The 25813-nt window shown below is 40.1% G+C and carries 15 protein-coding genes; 4 read left to right on the forward strand and 11 right to left on the reverse strand.

The features are described 5' to 3' along the window. The first annotated feature begins 332 nt into the window (after positions 1 to 332). The gene (locus LDB17_RS12015; protein ID WP_252639484.1) at positions 333 to 1874 is read left to right on the forward strand and encodes a family 43 glycosylhydrolase; all 1542 of its coding nucleotides are present in this window, start codon (positions 333 to 335) and stop codon (positions 1872 to 1874) included. Positions 1875 to 1925: 51 nt separating this feature from the next. Here LDB17_RS12015 and LDB17_RS12020 read toward each other — a convergent pair whose 3' ends face one another. The 9 genes from LDB17_RS12020 to LDB17_RS12060 all read right to left on the reverse strand — a co-directional run bounded on the left by LDB17_RS12020 (position 1926) and on the right by LDB17_RS12060 (position 18063). Then, positions 1926 to 3533, reverse strand: a complete 1608-nt coding sequence (locus tag LDB17_RS12020; protein WP_252639483.1) for a trehalase family glycosidase — start codon at positions 3531 to 3533, stop codon at positions 1926 to 1928. A gap of 226 nt (positions 3534 to 3759) precedes the next feature. Beyond that, the gene (locus LDB17_RS12025; protein ID WP_252639485.1) at positions 3760 to 5214 is read right to left on the reverse strand and encodes a PA14 domain-containing protein; all 1455 of its coding nucleotides are present in this window, start codon (positions 5212 to 5214) and stop codon (positions 3760 to 3762) included. Positions 5215 to 5337: 123 nt separating this feature from the next. Then, complete coding sequence (locus LDB17_RS12030) at positions 5338 to 7302, reverse strand: alkaline phosphatase (RefSeq protein WP_252639482.1); 1965 nt, start codon at positions 7300 to 7302, stop codon at positions 5338 to 5340. 68 nt (positions 7303 to 7370) lie between these two features. Beyond that, positions 7371 to 8225, reverse strand: a complete 855-nt coding sequence (locus LDB17_RS12035) for an endonuclease/exonuclease/phosphatase family protein (RefSeq protein WP_252639481.1) — start codon at positions 8223 to 8225, stop codon at positions 7371 to 7373. 14 nt (positions 8226 to 8239) lie between these two features. Next, positions 8240 to 11167 carry a GH92 family glycosyl hydrolase gene (locus LDB17_RS12040; RefSeq protein WP_252639480.1) on the reverse strand — a complete coding sequence of 976 codons (2928 nt, stop codon included), beginning with the start codon at positions 11165 to 11167 and terminating at the stop codon, positions 8240 to 8242. Positions 11168 to 11282: 115 nt separating this feature from the next. Continuing rightward, positions 11283 to 12818 carry a RagB/SusD family nutrient uptake outer membrane protein gene (locus LDB17_RS12045; protein WP_252639479.1) on the reverse strand — a complete coding sequence of 512 codons (1536 nt, stop codon included), beginning with the start codon at positions 12816 to 12818 and terminating at the stop codon, positions 11283 to 11285. 12 nt (positions 12819 to 12830) lie between these two features. After that, positions 12831 to 16217, reverse strand: coding sequence for a TonB-dependent receptor (locus LDB17_RS12050; RefSeq protein ID WP_252639478.1), 3387 nt, complete (start codon positions 16215 to 16217; stop codon positions 12831 to 12833). Positions 16218 to 16438: 221 nt separating this feature from the next. Continuing rightward, entirely contained in the window at positions 16439 to 17422 is a 984-nt protein-coding gene (locus LDB17_RS12055; protein ID WP_252639477.1) for a FecR family protein, read from the reverse strand. 62 nt (positions 17423 to 17484) lie between these two features. Continuing rightward, entirely contained in the window at positions 17485 to 18063 is a 579-nt protein-coding gene (locus LDB17_RS12060; RefSeq protein ID WP_252639476.1) for an RNA polymerase sigma-70 factor, read from the reverse strand. 168 nt (positions 18064 to 18231) lie between these two features. Here LDB17_RS12060 and LDB17_RS12065 point away from each other — a divergent pair, with 168 nt between their 5' ends. Beyond that, a complete protein-coding gene (locus LDB17_RS12065) occupies positions 18232 to 19620 on the forward strand; it encodes a Gfo/Idh/MocA family protein (protein ID WP_252639475.1) in 1389 nt (462 codons plus the stop codon). Between the two features lie 144 nt (positions 19621 to 19764). Beyond that, complete coding sequence (locus LDB17_RS12070; protein WP_252639474.1) at positions 19765 to 21762, forward strand: glycoside hydrolase family 97 protein; 1998 nt, start codon at positions 19765 to 19767, stop codon at positions 21760 to 21762. A gap of 91 nt (positions 21763 to 21853) precedes the next feature. Here LDB17_RS12070 and LDB17_RS12075 read toward each other — a convergent pair whose 3' ends face one another. Beyond that, a complete protein-coding gene (locus tag LDB17_RS12075; RefSeq protein WP_252639473.1) occupies positions 21854 to 23149 on the reverse strand; it encodes an O-acetylhomoserine aminocarboxypropyltransferase/cysteine synthase family protein in 1296 nt (431 codons plus the stop codon). 93 nt (positions 23150 to 23242) lie between these two features. After that, entirely contained in the window at positions 23243 to 24190 is a 948-nt protein-coding gene (gene cysK / locus LDB17_RS12080; RefSeq protein ID WP_006843938.1) for a cysteine synthase A, read from the reverse strand. 268 nt (positions 24191 to 24458) lie between these two features. Here cysK and murF point away from each other — a divergent pair, with 268 nt between their 5' ends. Next, positions 24459 to 25748, forward strand: a complete 1290-nt coding sequence (murF, locus tag LDB17_RS12085) for a UDP-N-acetylmuramoyl-tripeptide--D-alanyl-D-alanine ligase (protein ID WP_252639472.1) — start codon at positions 24459 to 24461, stop codon at positions 25746 to 25748. Positions 25749 to 25813: the final 65 nt, after the last annotated feature.

Here is a 25813-nt window from a genome sequence, read left to right on the forward strand (position 1 = left end):
ACTGCGTAAAAGTGGGAGAGTAGGTTACCGCCGTTTTAAGCAAAGTCCGTATACATGAAACTGTATGCGGACTTTTGTTATTGATACAATCCAAGCTACAAAGGATAATAGAAAGATACAAATACATACAAAGAAGAAGGATCTCATAAACCAATGAGATCCTTTATTTTTTACAATGCCAATGTTTCTTTGTATATTCGTCATATATTTAGAATAAAGGAAAAACCAGATTCCTTAAGCCCAATAAAAAATCTAACGTAAATAACATTTGAAACATATCTTTCTAACGGAGAACAATTCCGAGAAAAGTAAAGATCTAATAATATTTTATCATGAATAAAGTTTGTTTTATCCTTTTGTTTAGCCTTGCCCTTATTTCTAGTCTAAAGAGTCAGCAGAATTACTTCCGGAATCCCGTTATTCATGGAGATATGGCAGATCCCTCTGTAATAAGAATAGGTGATACCTATTATGCAACTGCTACCTCTTCCGAATGGGCTCCGCACTATCCGCTATTTACTTCAAAAGACTTGGTAAACTGGACGCAGATCGGACATATATTTAAGAAGCGACCCGAATGGACTTCCAACTCTTTTTGGGCTCCCGAATTGTTTTATCATAACGATAAGGTCTATTGCTATTATACGGCACGACGGAAGTCTGATGGGATATCATACATAGGTGTTGCTACAGCAAATAGTCCTACCGATGAATTTACAGATCATGGTCTTCTGGTCGAATTCGGGAAAGAAGCGATCGATGCATTTATCTATGACGACAATGGGCAGCTGTATATATCATGGAAGGCGTACGGGCTCGATAATAGACCGATAGAGATACTCGCTAGTAAATTGTCTGATGATGGCTTAAAATTGATTGGAGAGCCTTTCTCGTTGTTGAAAGATGATGAGCGGATCGGGATGGAAGGTCAGTACCATTTCAAGAGAGGAGATTATTATTATATCGTTTATTCACCTCATAGTTGTTGTGGTCCGCAAAGTGATTATGATGTATATGTTGCCCGTTCAAAGAGCTTCAAAGGTCCTTATGAGAAGTATTCTGGCAATCCGATTCTGCATGGAGGAGGTGGAGATTATCTATCCTGCGGACATGGAACAGCAGTAGATACTCCCGATGGTCGTTTGTTTTATCTGTTTCATGCCTACTTCAAAGGTGAAGGCTTTTTTGCCGGCCGACAACCTGTATTGCAAGAGATGTATATGGAAGACGATAGTTGGCCACATTTTCGCACAGGAACAGTCGGTAAAGCAGAGCAAGCTATGCCATATCCCGGAACTGTGCAGATGGGAGTTGCTGATTTTGAAGATAGATTCGAAGGTAGTACGTTGAAAATAGATTGGACTTGGAACTTCCCTTATTCAGATATAAAGACTGAAGTTCGGAATGGAAAACTTCTGCTTAGCGGCACTCCAAAACAAGGGAATGATTGGGGAACAGCATTATGCTTACGTCCGCAAACGCCTTATTATACTTATGAAACATTGGTGAATAATAACAATAAGAGTATAAAAGGGCTTACCATGTATGGAGATGATAAGAATCTCATAGTATGGGGTGTATCGGATGGGAAGTTAGAGTTGAAATCGATAAAAGATGGTCAGCAATCGTTGATCTATAATTCAACAATATCGCAGAAGCTTGTCTATCTCAAGGCTTTGGTAGAGAACGGTTGTTATATGACTTTCTATTGGAGTAAGGATGGGGAAAACTGGACGAAGATAAATGAGACTCCTATCCAAGCCGATTATTTAACCCGATGGGATAGAGTAGCTCGTCCCGGAATAATACAAATAGGAGACACTTCTCAGCCTGCTGAATTCTCTTACTTTAAGATGACGAATATAAAACAATAAAAAAACTGCCTTAGGAAGTGAATTTCTAAGGCAGTTTCTTTTATCTTCTTATCAAATAGTTTGCTTGCCTACCTGAATGCTTACTTTCTTACTCTTGTCTTTTCCCCAAAGCAATGTTAGCTCGAAAGCAACGTTCGAATCAATCGTAACCGATGGAGTTTCATCCGCCGAATTACGCTTATTAACCTTAAACGAAACCAAGCCGTCGGGGCCGTATGGATAACGCTCTATCCCATGTGCTTCGGTCTGAGTAATATCCCATATCACAGAATGATTGGCATAGTCGGAACGGATACCTAAGATATACTCTATAAATACCGCAATAGGAGGAAGACCTGTCCAACCTACAAAGTCTTTGCGAGCCATAAATCCCGGTTCGGCGGCTTCGGGTGCATAATATTCCCAGAATGTTCCTGTGTTCTTGTATACTTCAAAAACATTATTGTAATGATTCTTGGCTATCTCCTTCGCTTGTTTTGTGTATCCTTTCTTATCAAGTCCCGTGATGACCATATAGTTTGTTCCCGGCCAAACACCACCTTGCCAGTAGCGTCCTCTCGGGTTATATTTCGGGTTGTCCGCCGAAAGAGATGGAACTCTGTGCGGACGGTTGAATGTTTTAGGATCGTCCAAATGCTTCACCATTCTATCCAGTTGCTTAGCATCCAATACATCGGTATGTAATGCCCAGAATGCAGGTATTCCCATTGTTGTACTCAGACTACCATCAGCATACTGATCGTACAGGAATCCTGTCTTTTCGTCCCAAAGATTGTCGTGTACATATTTGGTAAGCATTTTTATCTCGTCCTCAAATTCTTCGATCTCTTGCCAGCGTTCGAGATAGAAACCTATTTCGAGCAATACATTTGCCATCAATATTTGTTGCAGGCATGCATCCAGCCATACCATGTGTCCATTACTATATATCATATTATACTGAGGCTGCACACGTGGCATGTTGTCCATACCTGTACCCCAGCCGCTCGACCAGTATGTCCCATTTGGCCATGTACGGTTTAGTTTCAGCCATTTGTAATATGCACATAGTGCCGGGAATATCTTTTCTAAGCGTTCGTTATCGCCATACTGCTTGTAGTATAACATCTCACTCCACGGCAGAAGGTTAGGCCCGGTGCTTGTCGGGTCGTAACGCTCGAAGCAATCTGCTCCATCGGCTTTGATCTCGCGGCAAATGAATCCATCGGGATGCTGTTTAGCGTAGAAGTTATCCAATGTATGTTGGAATGGGAAAAAGCGGTATCCGTAGCGGGCAAACATCATCATAAAAGATGAATCCCACATAAAGATATTTCCGTTATAAGCTGTATCCAGATAACTGGAAACAAAGCCCGAACCTTTTTGTGGTTGACGGATATTGCTGATAGCTATTTGCCATGCTTTCCAATACATCTCTATTTCTTTCGCATGACCTTCCCAAATAGGACTGGGCAATATATTCTTAGCCTCTTCGAAGCTTTTAGGAATTACTTCCTCGGGTTTTGCTATACGGTATTCATTCTCCGTAACCAAAGCTTCCTTCACATACGTATTTTTGTATGGCAGGTTGTATTTTGGAGGTACCTCTTCATTTTCTTGAGAGAAGAGATTGAATGTTACGATACAGCTTAGAATAATTAAACTAACAAGTCTTTTCATCTTAGGGTATTATAATCGATTTTTATTGTTACTTTTCTACAAATATACTGTTTTTATATATGCTTTATAACCTGTGTGATATAAATAAAAGGTGACAAAAGTGACACTTTTTATTCTGTTTTTTATCTGTCACCTTTTTCTATTTTTTATCAAGCTCAACGAAGAGAAGTATCATCTCCGGTAGGATAGAGTAAGAAACATAAGACAGCGTCCTTATATAGATAAACTATTTTGCAATATACAACATATTATCAGGAATAATATCTTCTCTGATACTGCGGCTCGAAACACCTACCTCGAGGAATTCTCCCATATAGTTTTCGAAATACAATAATTTCAATTCGTGATATCCTGCTTCGAGAGCAATCTTTCCTTCGGCACGTTTCAGGCTGTGAGAACCATCGTTGTCAACAACGATTTGTCCGTCAATGAATAACTTCGAACCATCGTCGGAGAAAGTATAAAATTGATAAACGCCCTTTTCGGGTATTTTGATATATGTTTTGAATACAAATGCCATAGAATCTTTAGCTGTAGCAGAGGCAATCGAAAAATTGTTCAACGTACCTTCTTTTACAAGCCTAGCAGAAGCGATCATATCTGTATGCGTAAGTTTAAAATCGGCTTCGTAATATTTGTATTCTACTCCTTGTTGTTTTACCTGAATGTTTTTAGCAGGCAAATATTTTGTTGCTTGTTCGTCGGCAGAAGACAAGCCTGAAGGATAATAATATTCAAACTCGATACCCTTCGGTGTACGTATCCATGTGTCGAACTGATTTTTGCCTTCATACATTTTGATAATGCGTCCGCCTCTTTCTAGTTTACCGTAGGCGTCGACCCCTGTTGTCCGTCCGAATGCGAGGGCTATTCCCTGATCGATTCCTATATAGTCGTTATCGTGGTCGTGCCCTACAAACACTCCCATTACGTCCTTCTTCTCTACCATCGAGCAAAACATTCCTGAATTTATTTCGGGAGAGGCAACGCCTTCTTCTTTATTGCCGATGGTCTTTTCTTTTCCAACAACGTTGTTATACTCCAATACAGGAATATGGAAGAATGCAAGAGCAGGAAGCGGTGTTCCGCCGTTTTGTGCGGTATATTTATCACTTGTTTTTCTGTACCAGTCTATCTGATCGAAGTGTATCCAGTCGTAATGACCGTACTTGTGTGCAGAGGGTTTGTTGTGAGAGTCGATGCAATATAATACAGCCGCAGTCTTAGCTCCTTTTGATGCCTTAACTTCTAACGGATAGTTTCCCGATCCCGATAGCTCCGGTCCTTTTTCTCCGATAAAGTAAGGGTAGTTTGCGATAAGATCAAAAACCTCATCACGAGTAAGCCCTGCTTCTTCATCGTGATTACCCAAGGTGACAGCCCATGGAGTTTTAGCATCTTCAAATATTTTACCAATAGATTTCCAGCCATCTTTGGCAGGCATATCGGTTACTACGTCACCTGTAAGAATCGCAATATCCGGCTTTTCGGTTGCCAAAACATGCTTGATCACATCTACAGTCTTGCTGCAATTAGGTGAGTTGTTGCTCCAATGCAGATCTGTAAATTGGGCGATCTTGAAATAACCGTCCTTATTGAATTTCAGTTGTATGTTATTCTTTTGTGCGAATGATGTCATTGCGCAAAAGAGAGTTACGAGTATTAGTGTATATTTTCTCATGGTCTTTATCTGTATTCTCTCTGTCATACCGAGTGTAACGAAGTATCTCGCTTCCTTTTTATAGAAATGTTCAGCTTTGGGATGCTTCGTGCCTCAGCATGGCAGAGATGGTATAATTATTTTTTACAATCCTAATAATTTTTTCATTTTATGAAAAATCTGAGTATTCTTATACACTCCTATGAATTCGGATGAACCCGGCCCGTAAGAAAATACAGGTAGCATAAGCGGAGTGTGGTCGTCGGTCATATAGCGGGCAGTGAGATGTCCGTTGGCAACATTTCCGTCCACCAATGTAAGCCCCCCTGTTTCGTGGTCGCCTGTTACTACAACCAATGTCTCTCCATTACTGTCTGCAAACTCAAGGGCTGCTTTCACCGCCAAGTCGAAACTTAATGTTTCCATTACAGAACCCGGAAAAGAATTGGCATGTCCGGCATAATCTATTTTTGCACCTTCTACCATCAGGAAAAACCCTTTGTCATTTGTTGTCGATAGTTTTTTTATTGCCTGATTTGTGGCGTCGGCAAGCATTGTCAGCGTTTCTTCAGATGCAGCCAGATCCATTCGTTCGTCAATACAGATAACCTTCTTGTTGTCGGCATTGATATCGTCAATAGATGTACTGATTCTATACTGTTTTTTTAATTCGCCCAAAATATCCTTACCATCGTTCCGACGTGTGAAAACAGACATTCCCGCACCGTTCAGAAGGGTTAGTTTTCCATCGAGCAAATACGAAGTTATCTCGTCAGAGTTATCTCTTTCTACCGAGTGTCCGTAAAAAGCGGCAGGGGTAGCATCGGCAACATTACCCAGTGTTACAACTCCGCAGGCATATCCCGCAGCATACATTACATCTGCCATCGATGGGTATGCTACTCCATCTTCACTCATACTGATATGACGGTTGTTGTGTAGTTCGCCTGTCGCTAATGCGCTGCCTCCTGCGGCAGAATCGGTCGTATAGGCATCTTTTGCACTGGTGTTTTGCAATCCCACATATTTCATGTTGAATATTGTAAGCCCGTTTCCGTTTTTGTAATTGGCATTATTTACTGTAGCTCCTGCCTGTAGTTGAGCAAGTCCTGTACCGTCACCAATAAGGAATATGATGTTCTTGACAGGCTTGTTGCTTCCATCATTTTTGTAAGTAGGGGTATATACGTTGATACCTTTCGATAGTTGCAGAAGCTTGTTGTTAAAACCTTGAAATCCAACAGTTGTTCTATCCAGCCTTTTGGCACGTGCTACATCATCGGTTATATCTTCATTCTTCCCTATTTGGTAATTCTTATTGTCGAAATGCGAGAAATAATCGGCACAGGCTTCAGGGCGGTCGGTATTAATGTAATCTATGCCTAGATTGTGGAACGTATTCCATGCGGTAACGCCATCGGGAGTTCCCCAAAAACGGATAGGCTTGCCCAATGCGTGTACTTCATTGATCACTTTTACGACTTTCTCCAACTCGGCTTTTTTAATAGATCCTTTACCGTTCCATACCGAATAGTCGGCAAAAGAAAGGCTTATCATTGCTATTCTTTTCAGCTGTTCGGGGGTATAGTCTGTTTTATATCCATCGAATGAAATGAATGACGGATATTTAGAATAATCTTTCTCGGCAGGACGATTACCTGATATAACAACCTTTACGGCATAAGGGTTAACCGTAGCGTCGAAAACCTGAGGATAGGCTTTCAGTTTGGATACTAATATATCCAAAGTCGGATTTGCCGGAGTTTTCAGATCTACCAAAAGAATAAGTGTTTTATCTGAGTTTTTCCAAGGTCTTCCTCCGTTTTGTTCAAATAGATTGACCAATGGGGTGATGTATGCTTCGTCTATAGTCGGGGCATTGGCTACGTCCTTTAGGTCGTGTGCCACCTTCAACTCATTGGCTTTCCCTGTTGTGTAAATATCAGCTTCTATAGATGCTACTTGCTGCGCATAAGCCTGATAAAACGGAACTCTTTGCTCGTAATCGTTATGAGAGTGAATGAGTATCCGTTGTTGTGCATTGATAGATATATTTATCAACCCTGTCAATAAGACTAATAAATATATTTTGTTTAAAATATGTCTCATGATTAAAAACCTTTTTTGATTGTTGTTGACTATACTTCGTTACACGCAGGATAGCACAAATTCTATAATTATTTTATTTCTATTTGAGCAACTACTACAGAATGGTCTGAAATGAATATATCGTCCAATTTTTCAGGGAGTACACTGTGTTTAGCTACCTTGATGCCTTTGCTTACAAAAACATAATCGATAAACTCACGTCTTTCCATTGGTACTTTTCCAAATCCGTGGAATGTCCAGTCTGTACCGCTTTTCTCTACTGCAATATCTTTCGAATGGATAAGATGTTCAGGGCTATTCACATCTGTAACGTGTTTGATTACATCCGATTCGGGTGTCGCATTAAAGTCTCCCGTCATAATGATAGGCAAACCGTTAGCAAGAGCGTTTGCTCTGCTTAGCAATAATGTCACACCTTTCTGACGCGCTATTTTACCCACATGATCGAGGTGTGTATTGATAAAGAAAAGTTGTTTTTTGCTGCTTATATCCTCCAGTATAGCCCACGTAGCGATGCGCTCGCAAGCGCCATCCCAACCTTTAGACCCCGCCACTTCGGGGGTTTCGCTCAGCCAGAAGTAACCGGATTTTATTTCTTTGAATCTATCCTTCTTATATAATATAGCACTGTATTCTCCCTTTTCGATACCGTCTTCACGACCTACTCCTATCGCATTATATTCGGGTAGGCGAGATTTTAAGTCGTTCAGCTGGTTTACAAGCACCTCTTGTGTTCCTACGATGTCTGCATTCTGATTCTTTATTGTCTTTGCCGCAACATCTTTCCTGTACTGCCAGTTGTTCAGGCTGTCGTCAGGATTATCGTAACGAATGTTGAAGCTCATTACATTGAAGTCTACCGGCTTGCTATTACATGAAGCCAATAATACGATTACAGCAAGAAAATAAAATAACTTTTTCATCTTATCAAGGTTTTTTATTTTATGAATAAATTAGATGCTGGTATATTCTCAAACTTCTCGGATGTTGGTTTTTTCCAACCCCAACTCAGGTGCTCTCCTTCGTAATCCTCAAAGTATTGGAGCTTGTATGTGTGGTGGCCTTTTTTCAGGGCAATTCGGCCGGTGGCAGATATGGCTGCATGCGAACCATCGTTGTCAACTATCTTTATATTATCAACATACAAGACACTGCCGTCGTCGGAGGTAGTCATGAATTCATAGACGCCATCTTCTGGTACAAAGATAATACCTGTGAATATAAATGCAAAATGATCTGCTTGTTTTGCTCCGTTTATTGACGGTTCGGCTATTATTCCTTTCTCTACGAGAGTTGCTTTTTGTATCTGGTCTACAGCACTAAAGTATCCTTCGTAATAATGAAAGTTTGTACCATTCTCTTTGGCCAAGGCTGATACAGGGTTCTTAAACACAGCTTTTGTGGCTTGAATCGTAAATATACGGCTCGGGATAAATCCATCTTTATATGCACGAGCTTTGATCGTTGTAGTTGCTGCTATTTCTATTGGCTCGGAATAGAGAGCAGACTCTTCGGTTGGCTCTTTCCCGTCGAGGGTGTAATAAATTTTCACATCTTTTGTCGCCGAATGCAAATCAACAGTTGTATTGTCAATGAAGAGATCCAGATCTTTTGTTGTATATGGTATCGAAACAATCTTTCCTGTAGTCATCGAATGCGGATAGTCAGATTCTGCTATGCCTCTGGACTTGTTCGGTGTGGATGACAAGTTGAAATCGAGTACCCCTCCTTGCATCAGTTCTTGGTAGGTGACATAATTAGCAGCTATCTCTTTTCCGTTGAGAGAAACTTTGTTGATATACATATTCTTTTCAGGGTGATTAGCCTTGATAGTCAATGCCTTTCCGTTCGCTAATTTAATTGTTGCTTTTTCAAACAGCGGAGTTGTCAACGAAAATTCGTTCGACCCCGGGCATACAGGGTAAATACCCATACTGCTGAGGATATACCAAGCAGACATCTGTCCGCAATCTTCGTTGCCACTGATTCCCTCAGGAGTCGGCTGATACATCTCCGATAGTATGCGGCGGGTCATAGCCTGGGTTTTCCACGGCTGACCAACATAATTGTATAGGTATGCCATATGATGGCTCGGCTCGTTGCCGTGCGCATATTGCCCTATGAGTCCTGTGATATCAGACATGTGTCCGTCAACTTTCGACTCCACAACAAAGAGGCTATCCAGCTGCGAGGTGAATTCGTCTTTCCCCCCGAAGAGCTGTATAAGACCATTTACATCATGCGGTACAAAGAATCGGTATTGCCATGCAGTAGCTTCTGTATATGCACGTCCCGGTTCAAAAGGATTGAAAGGGCTGTCCCAATTTCCGTCCATACGTTTGCCTCTAAAGAATTTGGTATGTCCGTCAAATACATTGATGTATGATAGTGCTCTTTCCGTATATACTTTGTAATCATCATCTTTCCCTAACTCTTTTGCCATTTGCGCAATACACCAATCGTCGTATGCATATTCGAGAAGGCATGACACTGACTCTCGTTTTATGTTTGAAGGTATAAATCCGTATTTGATATAATAGTCAGAACCTTTTTTGTTTTTATCGGACGAAACCTTCATGGCTTCATAAGCCTTAGCAATATCAAAACCTCGTATTCCTTTCATGTAAGCATCAGCAATTACCGATACCGAGTGATAGCCGATCATAGTCCCTGTTTCTCCGGCAGACAGGGGCCAGATAGGAAGTTCGCCCGAGGCATCATACATATCGAGGTAAGAGTTGATAATATTATTTACGAGTGTAGTATCTGTTAGTGTAACGAGAGGATTCCATGCTCGGAACGTATCCCAAATGGAAAATGTTGAGTAATATTTCTCTCCTTCGGGTAATATGCTAACCTTCATATCATGGCGGCGAAACTGTCCGTTTACGTCGCTCATTATATTGGGTACTACTTTTGAGTGATATATGGCGGTATAGAAGTTTTTCAAATCATGTTCGCTTCCGCCTTCTACAACGATTTCTGATAACGCTTCAGACCAAAGGTTGCGGGCTTGATTGTGTACTACATCAAAGTCGAAATCTTCCACATCGTGGCTCAGGTTTTTTCGTGCATTCTCTTCACTTACAACCGAGAAAGCAACCTTGGCTATAATAGGTGTACCATCCGAAGAGCCAAATTTGAGGACGGCTTGTTGATTATTCGTTTTAGGTTTGGCATCCTTGTCCAGAATGACACCATCGTTAACTAAGTCGAAAGACTGAATATCTTTTGAAAATTGAGCAACGAAGAACACATACTGATTGGTTACCCATCCCTGAGTTCTTCTCATTCCCGACACTTCATTGTTTGCCGATTGCCTGATAACGAGTGAGTCGATAACTTCTTCGGCCAACACATGTGCCATGTCTATAATTATGGCTTGGTTTTTATCTTTATCGAAGGTGTATCGGTGTACACCTGTATATGTTGTAGCTGTCAGTTCAGCTTTAATTCCTTCTTCTTTGAAATCAACCGAATAATATCCGGGTGTGGCTTTTTCGTCTTGATGCGAAAAGGCAAGAGGCTCGAAAATATAACCTTTCGATACTGGTTTTATGTCTTTGGTGGTAGGATGGAAAAGCACGTCGCCCAGATCGGCACAGCCTGTTCCACTAAGGTGTGTGTGCGAAAATCCTAAAATAGAAGAATCGCTATAATGATAGCCCGAACATGCATCCCAGTCTCCTGTGCGGGTGTCGGGACTCAACTGTATTGCTCCATACGGAGTGGTAGCTCCGGGATATGTGTGTCCATGAAAACCTGTTCCGATAAATGGGTCTACATAGTCGATAGGGTTTTTAGGTAGATTTGTACAGCTAATTAAAAATCCAATAATAAAGGTTGATACGAATATTTTCTTCATTAAGTTTTATATATTAATTACAATTGCCTCAATTTATCATTAAGAAGGAACTATCCAAAATGTATTTTCTACTTCTGCGACAGTTCCTTCTCTATGACAATATCAAATTTCTGTTTTATTTAAAGTTCGAATAACCATCATTCGGGTTATTAACCAATAAATAATCAGTGTTTTCTATCTCTCGTTGCGGAATCGGGAAGTGTGCATCTTTAGCCGGATCGAAAGTTCTAGGACCTCTTGGATCGCTTGCGGTTGTTGCAGCAGCATATACTTCTTTTGCTAATCCCCAACGAACAAGGTCGTAATGACGTTCGTCTTCATAAGCTAACTCACAACGGCGTTCTTTAACCAAATCATTGAATGTAGGAGCCGATATTGCTTTTGAATTGTCTCCGCCAAATGCTCTTACTCTAACTTCGTTGAATGAAGCAGCAGCTGCTGCCACGCCTTTAGTGCGATCGTTCGGACCTCCTCCGGCTAAAAATATTTCGGCTTCGGCATGGATAAGTAATACATCAGCATAGCGTAAAAGAGGCACATCTGCTCCGGTTTCCCAGTTCCAACCTGTAAGATCATTATATGCAGCAGAATATTTTGTTCCCATATATCCTGTACTCATGTCCTTAATAAGGGCACTGGTAAGCGTTGTTTGTTTACCTAAGAAGAAAACATCATCACCCGCACCTTTAAGCGTTACCAAACGGCGAAGGTCTCCGCTTGAGGTTAGGTTTGGTTTTTCGAATGCATCGAACAAACTTTTGGTAGGAGCAAAGTAATACCATCCTGTACCACCCGAAAGAGTTCCCGAAAGAAGGATAACAGATGTTACTGTTCCTTGGTTTCTCACCGGCTTGTTAGTAAGATTGAAAAGTACTTCTTCATGCTTTTCTCCTGCCGGAGAGAACAAGTGCGCATAACCGTTATTATTTGTCTTGTCTAAAGAATACTTGCCCGAGTTGATTACTTTTTCTGCAGCAGCTTTAGCTTCGTTATATTTACCCCAATGTGCATATACTTTTGCAAGAAGCCCGTAAGCAGCACCTAGTTGTGGACGACCTTCAGCACCTTTCTCTCTGGTCCAAAGACTTTGTTTCTCGAAATGAGAAATGGCTGTTTTCAAATAATCTTCGATGCGTGTATATGTCTCGGTTTTTGTTTCGCGCGGCTTGTTTATTTCCTGAGGTTTGTTATAATCATAGAATGGCAATCCTCCATATCTTTTTGCTAAATGGAAATAAGCAAAAGCACAAAGGAAATTAGCTTCACCAAGAATGATATCTTTGTTTTTGTCAGACATTTCAATGTTAGGCGCATATTTCATTACGTCATTCGAGCGTCTGATTACTTTATACATTATTCTCCAGTTAGAGAACTGTCCGCTTGATGCATTTGTTGTTGTTCTGAATTCGGTGAGGGCTTCATCGTCGCCTTTGCTGCGATTGATTACCATATCGTCGCTGGCAGCACCTACCCACCAGTGTCCGCGCCCGAAACCTTCTTCTTCATAAAAAGGGGCATAGGCAGCATCTAACCCTAATTGAGCATCGGCTTCTGTATTCCAAAAGTTTGAAAGCCCGTAAGGTTCCCTATCTAAATCACACGATGTGATAAAAATGAATGGGATGAATAGTAATAATTTATATAGTTTCATGTTTTATTCGATTTAAAAGTTAATATTTACACCCATAATGAAAGTTCTAGGCTGAGGGAATTGTCCTCTGTCCACACCTATTTCGGTAACTCCGTAACTATCCAATTCATTAGCATAAGTTTCACCTAGTTCAGGGTCGAAGCCTTTATAGCTGGTGAATGTAAGCAGGTTCTGTACGGTAGCGTAAACTCTTAGTTTTTGCAATCCTAATTTTTTGATTGTGTTTCTGTTGAAAGTATAACCTAAGGTAAGTGTTTTTAGTCTTAGGTAGTCACCTTTGTCAACATAGTAATCAGACATCCTGCGGTTGTTGTTGGTATCCTTGATTGTAACTCGTGGCCCATTCCCTCCGGGGTTGTTTGTTGGGTGATAACGGTCTAGGATAGCTGCAAACTGATTATAACGAGGATCAACGAACATACCTTCATATTTGATGGCGTTGAATATATCGTATCCGGCAACACCTTGGAAGAAGAAGCTAAGATCGAAACCTTTATACTCAAGATCGGCTCCAAGTCCATAAGTGAAATCAGGGAATCCGCTACCAATATTTGTTTGGTCGTTAGAGTCTATTTTTCCATTACCATCCAAATCGAGGAACTTAAGGTCTCCAACTTTTGCGGCAGGTTGTATTTTTTCTCCTTTTTCATTTACGTAAGTATCTATTTCTTCCTGAGATTTGAATACACCTCCATTTTTATAACCATAGAAGTGTGCTATCGGTTCGCCCACTCTTGTTCTTGTGATGTTGGTACCACGGTAAGAACTTGTAAACATGTTTCTGTTTCCTGTACCCATAGAAAGAACTTCATTTTTAACCTTGCTGAAATTGCCGTATGCGCTTATATTAAAGTCCTTAACTTTAGTATTGTATGATAGGTTCATATCAAAACCACGGTTGCGCACTTCGGCAGCATTTACCATCATTCCTCCGTCTACACCGGCTAATGAAGGTACAGGGATCTCTAACAATACATCTGACGATTTTTTGATGAAATAGTCGAATCCGAAATCAAACTTGTTGAGGAAGCTGATATCTAAACCTAAGTCTGTTTGAGTCGTTACCTCCCATTTCAGGTCGGGATTCGCTAATGTAGACTCATATCGTCCAAAACCTGCAGTTTCTGTACTGCCAAAAACAGTGTTGTATCCATCATTATCTGTTGTGTTGGCAATAAGCACTTTGGTAGGATAATTGCTTCCCATATCCTGATTTCCTAATTTACCCCACGATGCTCTCAGCTTTAAGTTTTGAATTGCTTTTTCTTTCAGGGTTTCAAAGAAAGACTCTTCTGAAATACGCCATCCTCCCGAAACAGAAGGGAAGTATCCCCAACGGTTTCCTTTTGCAAATTTAGAAGAACCATCGGTACGGAAGTTTGCTGATAATAGGTATCTGTCTCCAAATGAATAGTCGAGTCGGGCGAAATAAGAATTCATAGCCCATTCTTCGCGACCACCTTGCATCCATGCTATATTGGTAGCAGCAGAAAGATAACGTTGCGATTTATCTTCGGAGATAAAACCTGTACCGCGAGCATTTGTATATTCAGAGTTGAATGCTTCGTAAGAAGTACCTCCCAAGAGCATAAGCTTGTTAAGTCCGATCACTTTGTCATACTTCAATGTAGTGGTTGTGATCCACTTTGTATCTTTCCATCCTCTTTCGGTAAGTTCATTTGTATTGGACGCACGTCCGGCTTCAGGTACTCTGGTGACAAACCATTTGTCACCCCAATCGGACCAATCATAACCTAAATCTGTTTTGATTGTGAAATCGTTCAAAAATTTGTACTCTGCATATACATTTCCAAATATACGGTCGCGAGTACGTGCACGATCCGATCTGTCTAATACAGCTACCGGGTTTCTGAGGTCGGCGCCTAATTCTCCACTTCCGCTATAGATGCCTTTGGCTTTGTTTTCGTAGACAGAAACAGAAGGATCGAATTGAAGTGCAGAAGCAATGGCTCCATTTGCTCCCATTTCCGGAACCAGCATTTGCTTAGAGTGTGTGATCATCAAGTTTTCTCCAACCTTGAAGTTTTTGAAAACCTCCAGTTCTGTATTTATACGCAGTGTTGTACGGTTGAAGCTCGAGTTTTTTAGAAGTCCGTCTTGTTTAAGATGGGCTCCCATGATATTATACTTGAATTTATCGGAACCTCCAGAGAGCGATAGGTCATAGTTAGCCTGATAAGCAGCACTTGAGAAAATCTCATCCTGCCAGTTTGTTCTGCTCACTTTTGCAAAATCAGATGTGTAATAATCCGGAGCCGTTTTGTCGTATCCGTCATATTTTATAGCATTGTCGTATGCCTCCAAATGGATCGTATTACGTTGTGCTGCATTCAGAACATCTATTTTTCGTTGAGCCATCGAAACTCCATGATGAGTATTGAATGCAATATTCACTTTGTCGGATTTACCTCCCTTTTTAGTCTGAATAATAACAACACCGTTTGCTGCACGTGAACCGTAGATAGCCGCAGATGCAGCATCTTTCAATACGTCGATACGCTCTATGTCGCCCGGATTGATGTCGTTCATATTATCAGCCGGCATACCGTCGATTACATAAAGTGGTTCGTTGTTACCAAATGTACCCATCCCACGGATACGGATAGAAGTTCCCGATCCCGGAGCTCCACTACTTTGCAGTACGGTAACACCCGACATACGACCTTGTAGCGCACTATTGATACCGCTTACTGACATATCGTTGAGGCTCGACATTTTTACGGATGATACTGCTCCTGTCAGATCGGCTTTTTTCTGTGTTGTATATCCTACAACAACAACTTCGTCCAAAGCCTGAGTATCTTCTTTGAGGACGATGTCTAAAGTGCTCTGATTTCCTATTTTTACTTCTTGAGGAACAAAGCCAACATAGTTAAATGCCAGAACCGCTCCGCTGGGAACATTTATAGAATATTTTCCGTCAATGTCGGTAATCGTTCCTGTGGTTGTACCTTTAACGGCGATACTAACCCCCGGAAGCGTGAAGCCTTTTTCATCTTTGATGACTCCCGAAATTTCACGGCCTGTTTGTTTACTATCTTTTACTTCGTTTGTTCCGGCAACAGATAATATAATCTGATCATCTACTATGGTATAAGTGATGTTCGAATCTTCGAATAGTGAATTTAGTATTTCATTTACCGGTTTGTCTTTTACATTTATCGATACAATCTTATCTGTGTTGATAAGTTTGTCGTTGTACATAAAGTGGTAAGAAGACGCTTTTTCTATTTCTTTTAGTACAGAGCGGATAGCTCCTGTTCTATTGATGGAAATACTGTCTATCCGTTTCGATTGGACGGTGAAGGACATTAAAAATAGCCCTAAAAATAAGAGATATTTGCTTTTCCCTCCTAAAATAAATTTCATTAATGTCATGGTATATTTTTTTTAAGGTTAATGTTGAAAAATACGGGTTCAGATGGAGCAAAAAAATCCAGCCCCCTTAGAAGTAAGTGGTAATGTCTTTTCATAAATTTTCTTGTTTTAAAAAACATCATACAAATGAATATCCTTATTCTTAAGGAATCACTTCGACGATATTAAGTTTTAATTAAAAGGAATAACACATTTTGTTCATACTGGTTCGATTTTAGGTTTTAAATTTTAGATTTAAGTTTCTGAGTTAATATTATTTTTTGTCCTTGTCTTTTCCATTCCAGTTGAGGTGTACTCAATGATAGCATGTTCATTATCTGATATATTGATTCATCTTTGATCGTCGCCGTAAAGCGATATTCTTTCAAGCTCTCATCTTGTATCATAATATCTACCCCATAAACCCTATTCAGCTTTTGTACGACTTCCTCGAGCGGCCTATTGTTGAATAATAAAATCCCCTGTTCGTAAGCGTCATACTCGTTCGGTGTACTGTTTGATATTGTATATTTTCTATCTGTTTTGTTAAATACCAATCGGGTATCAGGCTTCATTGTTATCGGATGATTTAGCCTTGGCGAATTAAAATCTACAATACCTCGTTCCAGATATACCTGTATTGTATTATCTGCATCATAATCTCTTACCGAGAACTTAGTCCCATATGCTTTTACCCTTGTTCCGTCTGTCGTTTCTACATAGAAAGGATTCTTCGGGTTTGATTTTACCTCAAAAGTTCCTTCACCGTCTAAAATAACAAGTCGCTCTTCATCTGAAAACCGATCAGGATATTTGAGTGTTGACCCTGCATACAGAGAGACTTTCGATCCGTCGGGTAGAGAGATGTTTACTACTTTGGCATTCGTTGCAGCGACTTCGTTATAGGCCACAGGGCCTGTCTTGTATTTATCTATCAGCAGGTATGTGAAGCCTAATATCAAAGGAATTGTGATGATTGCAGCCGAATTGGCTAGCCAGCGACGCCAGTTGATTGTTTTCTTCTCTCTCAAAGAGAACGGTATTTCAGGAATCTCTTTGTTTATAGACAGTGCTTCCGAAGCCTTATACACAAGATTCCATTGATGGAATATCTTACGTGCTTCGTCAGAAGACGACAAAAAAGACTCAAACTCTACTTTTTCTTCAGAGCTTAGTTCTTTGTTGTGAAACTTGAATATTAGCTTTTCAAATTTTTCTTTATCCATAATAGAATTTAGTGGCTTCTATATATAAGACAGATAACTCATAGGTCACCCTATGAAAAAAATTAATTTTTGTTGAAGAAAAGGAAAAGGAGAACGTATGGCAGGAAATCTTTTAATGATACCGATAATATAATCAGCGATTTATGCATATATGCTTCTACTGTTTTTATCGAAATATTTTTTCTTTCGGCTATTTCTTTATAAGTAAGATGTTCAAATCGGCTCATTCTGAATACTTCCCTATACTTTTCGGGGAGTTCATTTATTGCTTTTTCAATCAAATTTTCCAGTTCCTCAACAGAATATAAATCGTCAGAAGTGTAGGGGTCGTACGTATTCAATATATGCTGTTCGTAAGTCATTTGTGTTTTTTGCTTTTCTATCAAATTGAGGCAGTGATTTCGTGTTGCAGTAAGTAGGTAGGAACGGACAGAGGTATTGATAAATATATTTTTTCGGTCTCTCCACATTTTTAAGAACACATCATGTATGCAATCTCTAACCGAGTCTTGATCCGATATGTATCTGTTTGCAAATACGCATAATGGTGCATAAAAAAGATTATATAGCCTGTCGAAGGCATTGTGATCATCTTCTTTTATCAGATCAAACAATCTATCATATGTGTTTTCCCTCTCCATTCGAAAACTGATATATAACAAACATCCTGCAAATGTATGATATATTTTTAGGCTTAAATGTTAATTAAGAAAATAATATGTAAGATTTCCCTTATCTTTATACCTTCCTTATATTCACAAAATAGAGGGTTAATCTTTAAATATAGACTTTGAAATAAAATATTCACCATGAAAAAATTCATTATTTTATTTTCTTCATGTTTGTTATCGTTTAACTGTGGAGCTCAGCAATGTAAAGAACAATCTCTCGTATTGAAAACTCCTGTTCAAGAGCGTCCGGCAGGACAAACAGATGTACTCGAGCTGAGAACCGAACCCTTACCTGTGGTGCGTATCGCATTTATCGGTTTAGGCATGCGAGGCCCCGGAGCTGTGAACCGAATGACTTATATTCCGGGGGTGGAGCTTGTAGCACTATGCGATGTAGAGCAAAAAAATACAGAGAAAGTAAATAAAATGCTACAAGAAAAAGGTCTTCCTAAGGCTCAGGAGTTTTATGGAGACACCTCTGTGTGGCGTAAGGTCACAGCCCTTCCCAATGTAGATCTTGTTTATGTGGCAACAGACTGGTTGTCGCACGCAAAAATAGGTATCCAGGCGATGAAAGACGGCAAGCATGTGGCAATTGAAGTTCCCGCTGCTGTAACAATGGATGAAATATGGGGATTGATCAACACCTCTGAGCAAACCAGAAAGCATTGCATGCAGTTAGAAAATTGCGTATATGATTTCTTCGAACTCACAACCCTGAATATGGTGCAACAAGGATTGCTGGGTGAAGTGATTCATGGCGAAGGTGCTTATATTCATGGATTGCAACCATATTGGGATGAATACTGGAACGACTGGCGCATGGACTTTAATAAAGCTCACCGAGGCGATGTGTATCCGACGCACGGGCTTGGGCCTGTATGTCAGGCAATGAATATACACCGTGGCGACAAACTGAACTATTTGGTTGCGATGGATACGAAGGCGATAGGTAATCCTGAGTTTTTGAAAAAGAAAAGAAAAGAAGAAGTAAAAGGTTTTCGCAATGGAGATCATACCACCACTATGATTGGAACAGAGAATGGGAAATCGATATTGATAGAGCATAATGTAACATCACCTCGTCCATACAACCGTATGTATCAGCTTACCGGGACAAAGGGATTTGCGAATAAATACCCGATAGAAGGATATGCTTTAGACAGAGAAGAACTTGACCCCGCATTGACCAAGAATCATGAAAACCTGACGGCTCACAGCTTCGTGCCCGAAGATGTGCAAGTGGCATTGATGGAGAAATATAAACATCCTATAGCAAAAGATATAGAAGATCAGGCTAAGAAAGTCGGAGGACACGGAGGAATGGACTTCATAATGGACTATCGTCTGATATACTGTCTTCAAAGGGGACTTCCGCTTGATATGGATGTATATGACCTTGCCGAATGGTGCAGCCTGATACCATTAACGGAAATCTCGCTCGACAATAATTCAGCTCCTGTAGAGATTCCCGACTTCACTCGTGGAGGGTGGAATAAAATAAAAGGATTGAAATTTGCTCAGTAATCCCCTTCGTAGACCTTTATAAAAGGATAAAGGAAAAGGAGTTGTCGGTGTTCACTTTAGTCGAAAAGGGTAGGGATAAACTTGAAAAAGAATTATTTTAGCAAAAGAGAGTGATCTCTCTATATTCTAAACTTAAATATACTTATGAAAAAAAATTACTTGATTATTTTAGCCGTATTCTGCACGGCTCTGTTTTCAATGACAGTATCAGCCCAGAAGTTATTTAATCTTAAATCTCCGAATGGTAAGCTGCAAGCTGTAATTAATGTAGGTAAAACAATCGATTATTCTATTTTGCATAACGGCGATCTTATGCTCGACAAGTCTACGATTTCCATGTCACTCAGTGACGGAACTTTCTATGGAAAAGACGCAAAGTTGTCGGGGTCATCTACAAAGACCGTAAATCAGACAATTAGTGCTCAGGTATATAAACGTAAGCAGATAAAGGATAATTATAATGAGCTTACACTCAAATTTAAAGATCACAGTATTCTCTTTAGAGCATACGACGATGGTATTGCTTACCGTTTTGTGTCTGCGTCTAAGAAGCCTTTTGCGGTACAAGGCGAACAAGTTGAGTTTAATTTTCCTGCAGACAGTAAGGCTTTTATCAACTATACGAATAAATATGAATCGGCGTCTTTTGAAGAACAATTCTTCAATTCATTCGAACAACCGTATGTTCATAATCTTTTGTCTGAGTGGAATAAGAAAAGACTTGCCATAAGCCCTTTGGTAGTAGAGGGAGTAAAGGGCAAAAAGGTTTGCATTGTAGAAGCTGACCTTCTTAACTATCCGGGAATGTTCTTATATCCGGGAGATAAAGCCAATATTCTGAAAGGGATTTTTGCACCGTATCCGAAAGATGTAGAACAAGGGGGACACAACAATCTGCAAATGGTTGTAAAATCTCGTGAGAATTTCCTCGCAAAATTTGATGGTGCTACCAATTTCCCTTGGCGTGTGGTAATCGTTTCCGAAAAAGATTCAGATTTGGCAGATAGCGATATGGTCTACAAGCTGGCAACACCGTCTCAGGGTGACTACTCTTGGGTAAAACCGGGTAAGGTAGCATGGGACTGGTGGAACGATTGGAACCTTTATAATGTAGATTTCAAGACAGGAGTGAACAATCAGACGTATAAATATTATATAGACTTCGCATCTAAATATGGTATAGAATATGTAATTCTGGATGAGGGATGGGCTGTGAATTTGAAAGCCGATCTGTTTCAGGTTGTTCCCGAAATTAATTTGCCCGAACTGGTCGCTTATGCTAAATCGAAGAATGTAGGTCTTATCCTTTGGGCAGGGTTTCATGCTTTCGATCGTGATATGGAAGCCGTTTGCAAACATTATAGCGAGATGGGAATCAAAGGTTTTAAAGTAGACTTTATGGATAGGGACGATCAGGTTGTGGTTGATTTTCACCGTCGTGGTGCAGAAACGGCTGCTAAATATAAAATGATGTTAGACTATCACGGTACTTACAAGCCTACTGGTTTGCAACGAACATATCCTAATGTGATTAACTTCGAGGGCGTAAATGGATTGGAGCAAATGAAATGGGCAGAAAACCTCGATCAGGTTACCTATGATGTTACTATTCCGTTTATTCGTCAGGTAGCAGGGCCTATGGATTACACGCAAGGTGCGATGCGCAATGCTACAAAGGGAAATTACAGAAGCGTGAATAACGAAGCCATGAGCCAAGGTACACGTTGCCGTCAGCTTGCTGAATATGTTATTTTCGAATCACCGTTGAATATGCTTTGCGACAGCCCGTCAAACTATATGGCAGAACAGGAGTGTACTGAGTTTATCGCTGCTGTGCCTACCGTTTGGGACAATACAGTTGCTTTGAATGGCGAAATTGCAAAATATGTAGCTATCGCCCGTCAAAAGGGAGATGCATGGTATGTGGGTGCATTGACAAACTGGGATGCCCGTACAATGGAACTGAATTTGTCATTCTTGGGCGAAGGCAACTTCAAAGGAGAAGTTTTTAAAGACGGTGTAAATGCCGATCGTGTTGCTAAAGACTACAAAAAAGAAATAATAGATATTCCTGCCGATCGGAAGCTTCCAATATCAATGGCTCCGGGTGGAGGTTATGTTGTGAAAATAACAAAGAAATAAAAATGATTATTCTTCTATTATAAGATAAGAGGCTGTCTCAACTATTTTGTGAGACAGCCTCTTTTATAAAAAAAATAATCACGGCTTTATTTTATATGTTGTTCAGCGCCTGATCCAGATCAGCGATGATATCGTCAATGTTTTCGATACCCACAGATAAGCGTAACAACCCTGGTATAGCCCCTGCCAAAACTCTTTCTTCGTCCGAAAGTTGTTCGTGAGTTGTAGTTGCAGGATGGATTATGAGAGATTTGGCATCGCCTACATTCGCTAAGTGGCTTATTAGTTGGAGTGAATTTATCACTTTGTCGGCATTATCACCCGATCCTTTTACTTTGAAAGAAAGTACACCACCGGCTCCTTTTTTGAAGTATTTTTTAGCCAATGCGTGGTATGGGCTGCTTTCTAGTCCCGGATAGTTTACATACTCTACTTTAGGATGTTTCTCCAACCATTTAGCAACAGCCAATGTGTTTTCCACATGGCGTTCTACCCGAAGAGAAAGTGTTTCCAGTCCTTGCAAGAGAAGGAATGAGTTGAATGGGCTGATGGTACTACCCCAGTCTCTAAGTCCTTCTACGCGGGCACGTATCGTAAATGCGATATTGCCGAATGGGCCATTTGCTCCAAATACATCCCAGAATACAAGTCCGTGATAGCTGTCGGATGGCTCTGTAAATTCAGGGAACTTACCATTGCCCCAGTTAAACTTACCACTATCTACAATCACCCCGCCAAGAGATGTTCCATGTCCGCCTATCCATTTGGTAGCACTTTCTACTACAATTGTAGCCCCATGTTCTATCGGGCGGAAGAGTGCACCTCCTGCACCGAACGTATTATCTACAATTAGAGGTATTTCGTATTTGTCGGCTATAGCAGCGATAGCTTCAAAATCAGGGATATTCAGATCGGGATTTCCGATTGTTTCCAGATAAAGGGCTTTTGTCCTGTCATCAATAAGCCTTTCGAACGAAGCCGGTTCGTCATCCGGTGTAAAGCGTGCTTCTACTCCCAAACGTTTGAACTGTGACTTGAACTGATTGTGTGTACCACCATACAGATGCGAAGTAGTTACAAAGTTGTCTCCCTGCGACAGTATATTGTTAAGTGCCAAAAATTGAGCGGAGTGGCCTGATGCTGTTGCCAGAGCAGATGTTCCGCCTTCAAGAGCAGCTATACGTTTTTCAAATACATCTGTAGTCGGATTCATCAGACGAATGTATATATTCCCAAATTTACGAAGTCCAAACAAATCGGCTCCATGTTGTGCGTCATCAAAAGTGTATGACGTTGTTTGATAAATAGGTACAGCACGTGATCGTGTAACCGGATCTACCTCTTGTCCGGCATGTACTTGTAATGTTTCAAATTTATAGTTGCTCATATTTTTTTTGTTTTTATAAAATGAGAGTAATTGATTTTAAAATCAATTACTCATAACTAAATAAAGATAACCTTTAAGATCGTATTATGTTGATTAAAGTGGGTATTCTTCGAAAGCATACAATACTGTAGACAGATAACGCTCTCCTGTATCGGGAAGGATTACAACGATATTCTTTCCTTTGTTTTCAGGATTTTTTGCTAACAATGTAGCGGCATACGCTGCTGCGCCCGAAGATATACCTACCAATAGACCTTCTTCGCGAGCCAGTTCACGGCTTGTGCGGATGGCATCGTCATTGCTTACCTGAATTATTTCATCTACAACAGAGTTATTGTATGTTTTTGGCACAAAGCCTGCTCCTATACCTTGTATTTTATGCGGGCCGGGTTTGCCTCCTGATAATACAGGTGAGTCTGTTGGCTCTACAGCCACTATTTGCACATTTGGGTTGTGTTTTTTCAAAACTTCGCCTACACCGCTTACAGTTCCGCCTGTACCAACTCCTGCTACAAAGATGTCGACTTTACCATCGGTGTCACGCCAGATTTCCTCAGCAGTCGTTTTTTTATGTATTGCAGGGTTTGCAGGATTCGCAAATTGTTGAAGAAGAACTCCCTTCGGGTTTTGTCTTTGTAGTTCTTCGGCTTTTGCTATCGCACCTTTCATGCCATCGGGGCCCGGAGTAAGAACAATATTTGCACCAAGTGCTTTAAGTAGATTTCTACGCTCTATACTCATGGTTTCAGGCATTGTTAATGTAAGCTTATAGCCTTTTGCCGCAGCTACGAAAGCAAGCCCTATCCCTGTGTTTCCACTGGTTGGTTCTATCAGTTCGCTGTCGGGGTGAAGTAGTCCCGATGCCTCTGCTTCTTCTATCATCGCATTGGCAATACGGTCTTTGACGCTTGATGCCGGATTGAAGTATTCCAATTTAGCAATTACATGAGCATCTACTCCATGTTTCTTATTATAATTTGATAGCTCCAATAGCGGAGTGTTTCCGATAAGATCAGTTAATTTTTTTGCAATTTTTCCCATAACCGTTGATTTGTTTGTTTAATTATTGATACAAAGGTACATACTTTGAGGTACATATAAAATCGCTAAAGTAAGGTATTTTGATACCATGTTTATGGTATATTTTGCTGAGATATTTGATAAAGTAAAAAACGTTAAGAAGAATGTTTGATAGAAATTATTAACGTATATTCGTAGTGCTTTAAGCAAATCTTGTGGAACTTTACAAATCTAAAAAGTAATACATTAATAAACGTTTGAAAGGAAACAATAAATTTGTATAAACGCTATGGAGATATCAGATCTATATAATATATATAAGAAATACCCGGAAATTTCAACTGATACACGTAATAGTCCTAAAGATTCAATATTTTTTGCATTAAAAGGTGCAAATTTTAACGGAAATGAATACGCTGAAAAAGCAATCGATCAGGGCTGTGCCTATGCTGTTGTTGATGAAGAAAGATACGCAACCAGACCGAATATAATATTAGTAAAAGACAGTCTGGAAACACTACAAGAATTAGCCCGCCATCACCGGAAACAATTTATAAAAAAGCCAATTATCGCTATCACCGGAACAAACGGAAAAACAACTACAAAAGAGTTGATTTATTCTGTTTTGTCTCAGGAGTATAATGTGCTGGCAACTCAGGGAAACCTGAATAATCATATCGGAGTTCCGCTAACCTTACTGAGGATAAAAAAAGAACATGAGATTGTGATCGTGGAAATGGGAGCGAGCCATGTAGGTGAAATCCGCTTTCTTGCCGAGATGGCTTTACCAAACTATGGGCTGATTACGAATCTGGGACATGCACATATCGAGGGGTTTGGTTCGTTCGAAAATGTGGTGAAGGCGAAAGGGGAGTTGTATGAATTTATCCGCAGCACCAAAGATGGGAAGATATTTATAGACTACAGCAATTTGCTCTTACGCGAAATGTCGGAAGGGATAACGTCTATATATTATGGACTGGAGGAAGATTTATTTATTTCAGGAAAAGTAACATCTATCAGTCCTTTCCTTGCATTGGAATGGAAATTTGGCAGTAAACGTAATAAGGTACAAACAAATATGATAGGGGAGTACAATCTCTCTAATGCATTGGCTGCAATAACCATTGGTAAGTATCTCGGAGTAAAAGCTTCTTTGATATGTAAAGCCATAGAGGAGTATGTGCCGACTAATAACCGTTCGCAACTAAAGAAAACAGAGAAAAACATGCTTATAATAGATGCATACAATGCCAATCCGACAAGTATGCACGCCGCTCTCGAAAATTTTGACCATATGGATGTAAATCATAAAGTTCTTATCCTTGGAGATATGAAGGAGTTGGGGCCTGATACAGACATGGAACATCAGAAGATTGCAGATTATATAAGCGATCATGATTTTGAAAGGGTTATGTTTATCGGAGATAATTTCAGCAGGGTAAAAACAAAGTATCCAAGATTTAAAAATCTTGATGACCTGAAAGAATATCTCAAAAAAGATCCGATTGAAGATAGTTATATATTGCTTAAAGGCTCGAGGGGAGTACAACTTGAGAAATGCATTGACATGCTATAAAAAGATAATAAGTCGAAAATAGAAAAAGATCCTCATTTGGGGATCTTTTTCTATTTATATACTTG

Source organism: Dysgonomonas sp. Shenzhen-Wh21 (genome assembly GCF_043392705.1).
GTDB lineage: Bacteria > Bacteroidota > Bacteroidia > Bacteroidales > Dysgonomonadaceae > Dysgonomonas.

What these genes read in the sequence shown, in the direction of transcription:
- LDB17_RS12060 (WP_252639476.1), bottom strand. Translation starts at nt 18,063, where the DNA reads ATGGAGAGGGAAAACACATATGATAGATTGTTTGATCTGATAAAAGAA.
- LDB17_RS12015 (WP_252639484.1), top strand. Translation starts at nt 333, where the DNA reads ATGAATAAAGTTTGTTTTATCCTTTTGTTTAGCCTTGCCCTTATTTCT.
- LDB17_RS12020 (WP_252639483.1), bottom strand. Translation starts at nt 3,533, where the DNA reads ATGAAAAGACTTGTTAGTTTAATTATTCTAAGCTGTATCGTAACATTC.
- murF (WP_252639472.1), top strand. Translation starts at nt 24,459, where the DNA reads ATGGAGATATCAGATCTATATAATATATATAAGAAATACCCGGAAATT.
- LDB17_RS12075 (WP_252639473.1), bottom strand. Translation starts at nt 23,149, where the DNA reads ATGAGCAACTATAAATTTGAAACATTACAAGTACATGCCGGACAAGAG.
- LDB17_RS12050 (WP_252639478.1), bottom strand. Translation starts at nt 16,217, where the DNA reads ATGACATTAATGAAATTTATTTTAGGAGGGAAAAGCAAATATCTCTTA.
- LDB17_RS12070 (WP_252639474.1), top strand. Translation starts at nt 19,765, where the DNA reads ATGAAAAAAAATTACTTGATTATTTTAGCCGTATTCTGCACGGCTCTG.
- LDB17_RS12025 (WP_252639485.1), bottom strand. Translation starts at nt 5,214, where the DNA reads ATGAGAAAATATACACTAATACTCGTAACTCTCTTTTGCGCAATGACA.
- LDB17_RS12030 (WP_252639482.1), bottom strand. Translation starts at nt 7,302, where the DNA reads ATGAGACATATTTTAAACAAAATATATTTATTAGTCTTATTGACAGGG.
- LDB17_RS12045 (WP_252639479.1), bottom strand. Translation starts at nt 12,818, where the DNA reads ATGAAACTATATAAATTATTACTATTCATCCCATTCATTTTTATCACA.
- LDB17_RS12040 (WP_252639480.1), bottom strand. Translation starts at nt 11,167, where the DNA reads ATGAAGAAAATATTCGTATCAACCTTTATTATTGGATTTTTAATTAGC.
- LDB17_RS12035 (WP_252639481.1), bottom strand. Translation starts at nt 8,225, where the DNA reads ATGAAAAAGTTATTTTATTTTCTTGCTGTAATCGTATTATTGGCTTCA.
- LDB17_RS12055 (WP_252639477.1), bottom strand. Translation starts at nt 17,422, where the DNA reads ATGGATAAAGAAAAATTTGAAAAGCTAATATTCAAGTTTCACAACAAA.
- LDB17_RS12065 (WP_252639475.1), top strand. Translation starts at nt 18,232, where the DNA reads ATGAAAAAATTCATTATTTTATTTTCTTCATGTTTGTTATCGTTTAAC.
- cysK (WP_006843938.1), bottom strand. Translation starts at nt 24,190, where the DNA reads ATGGGAAAAATTGCAAAAAAATTAACTGATCTTATCGGAAACACTCCG.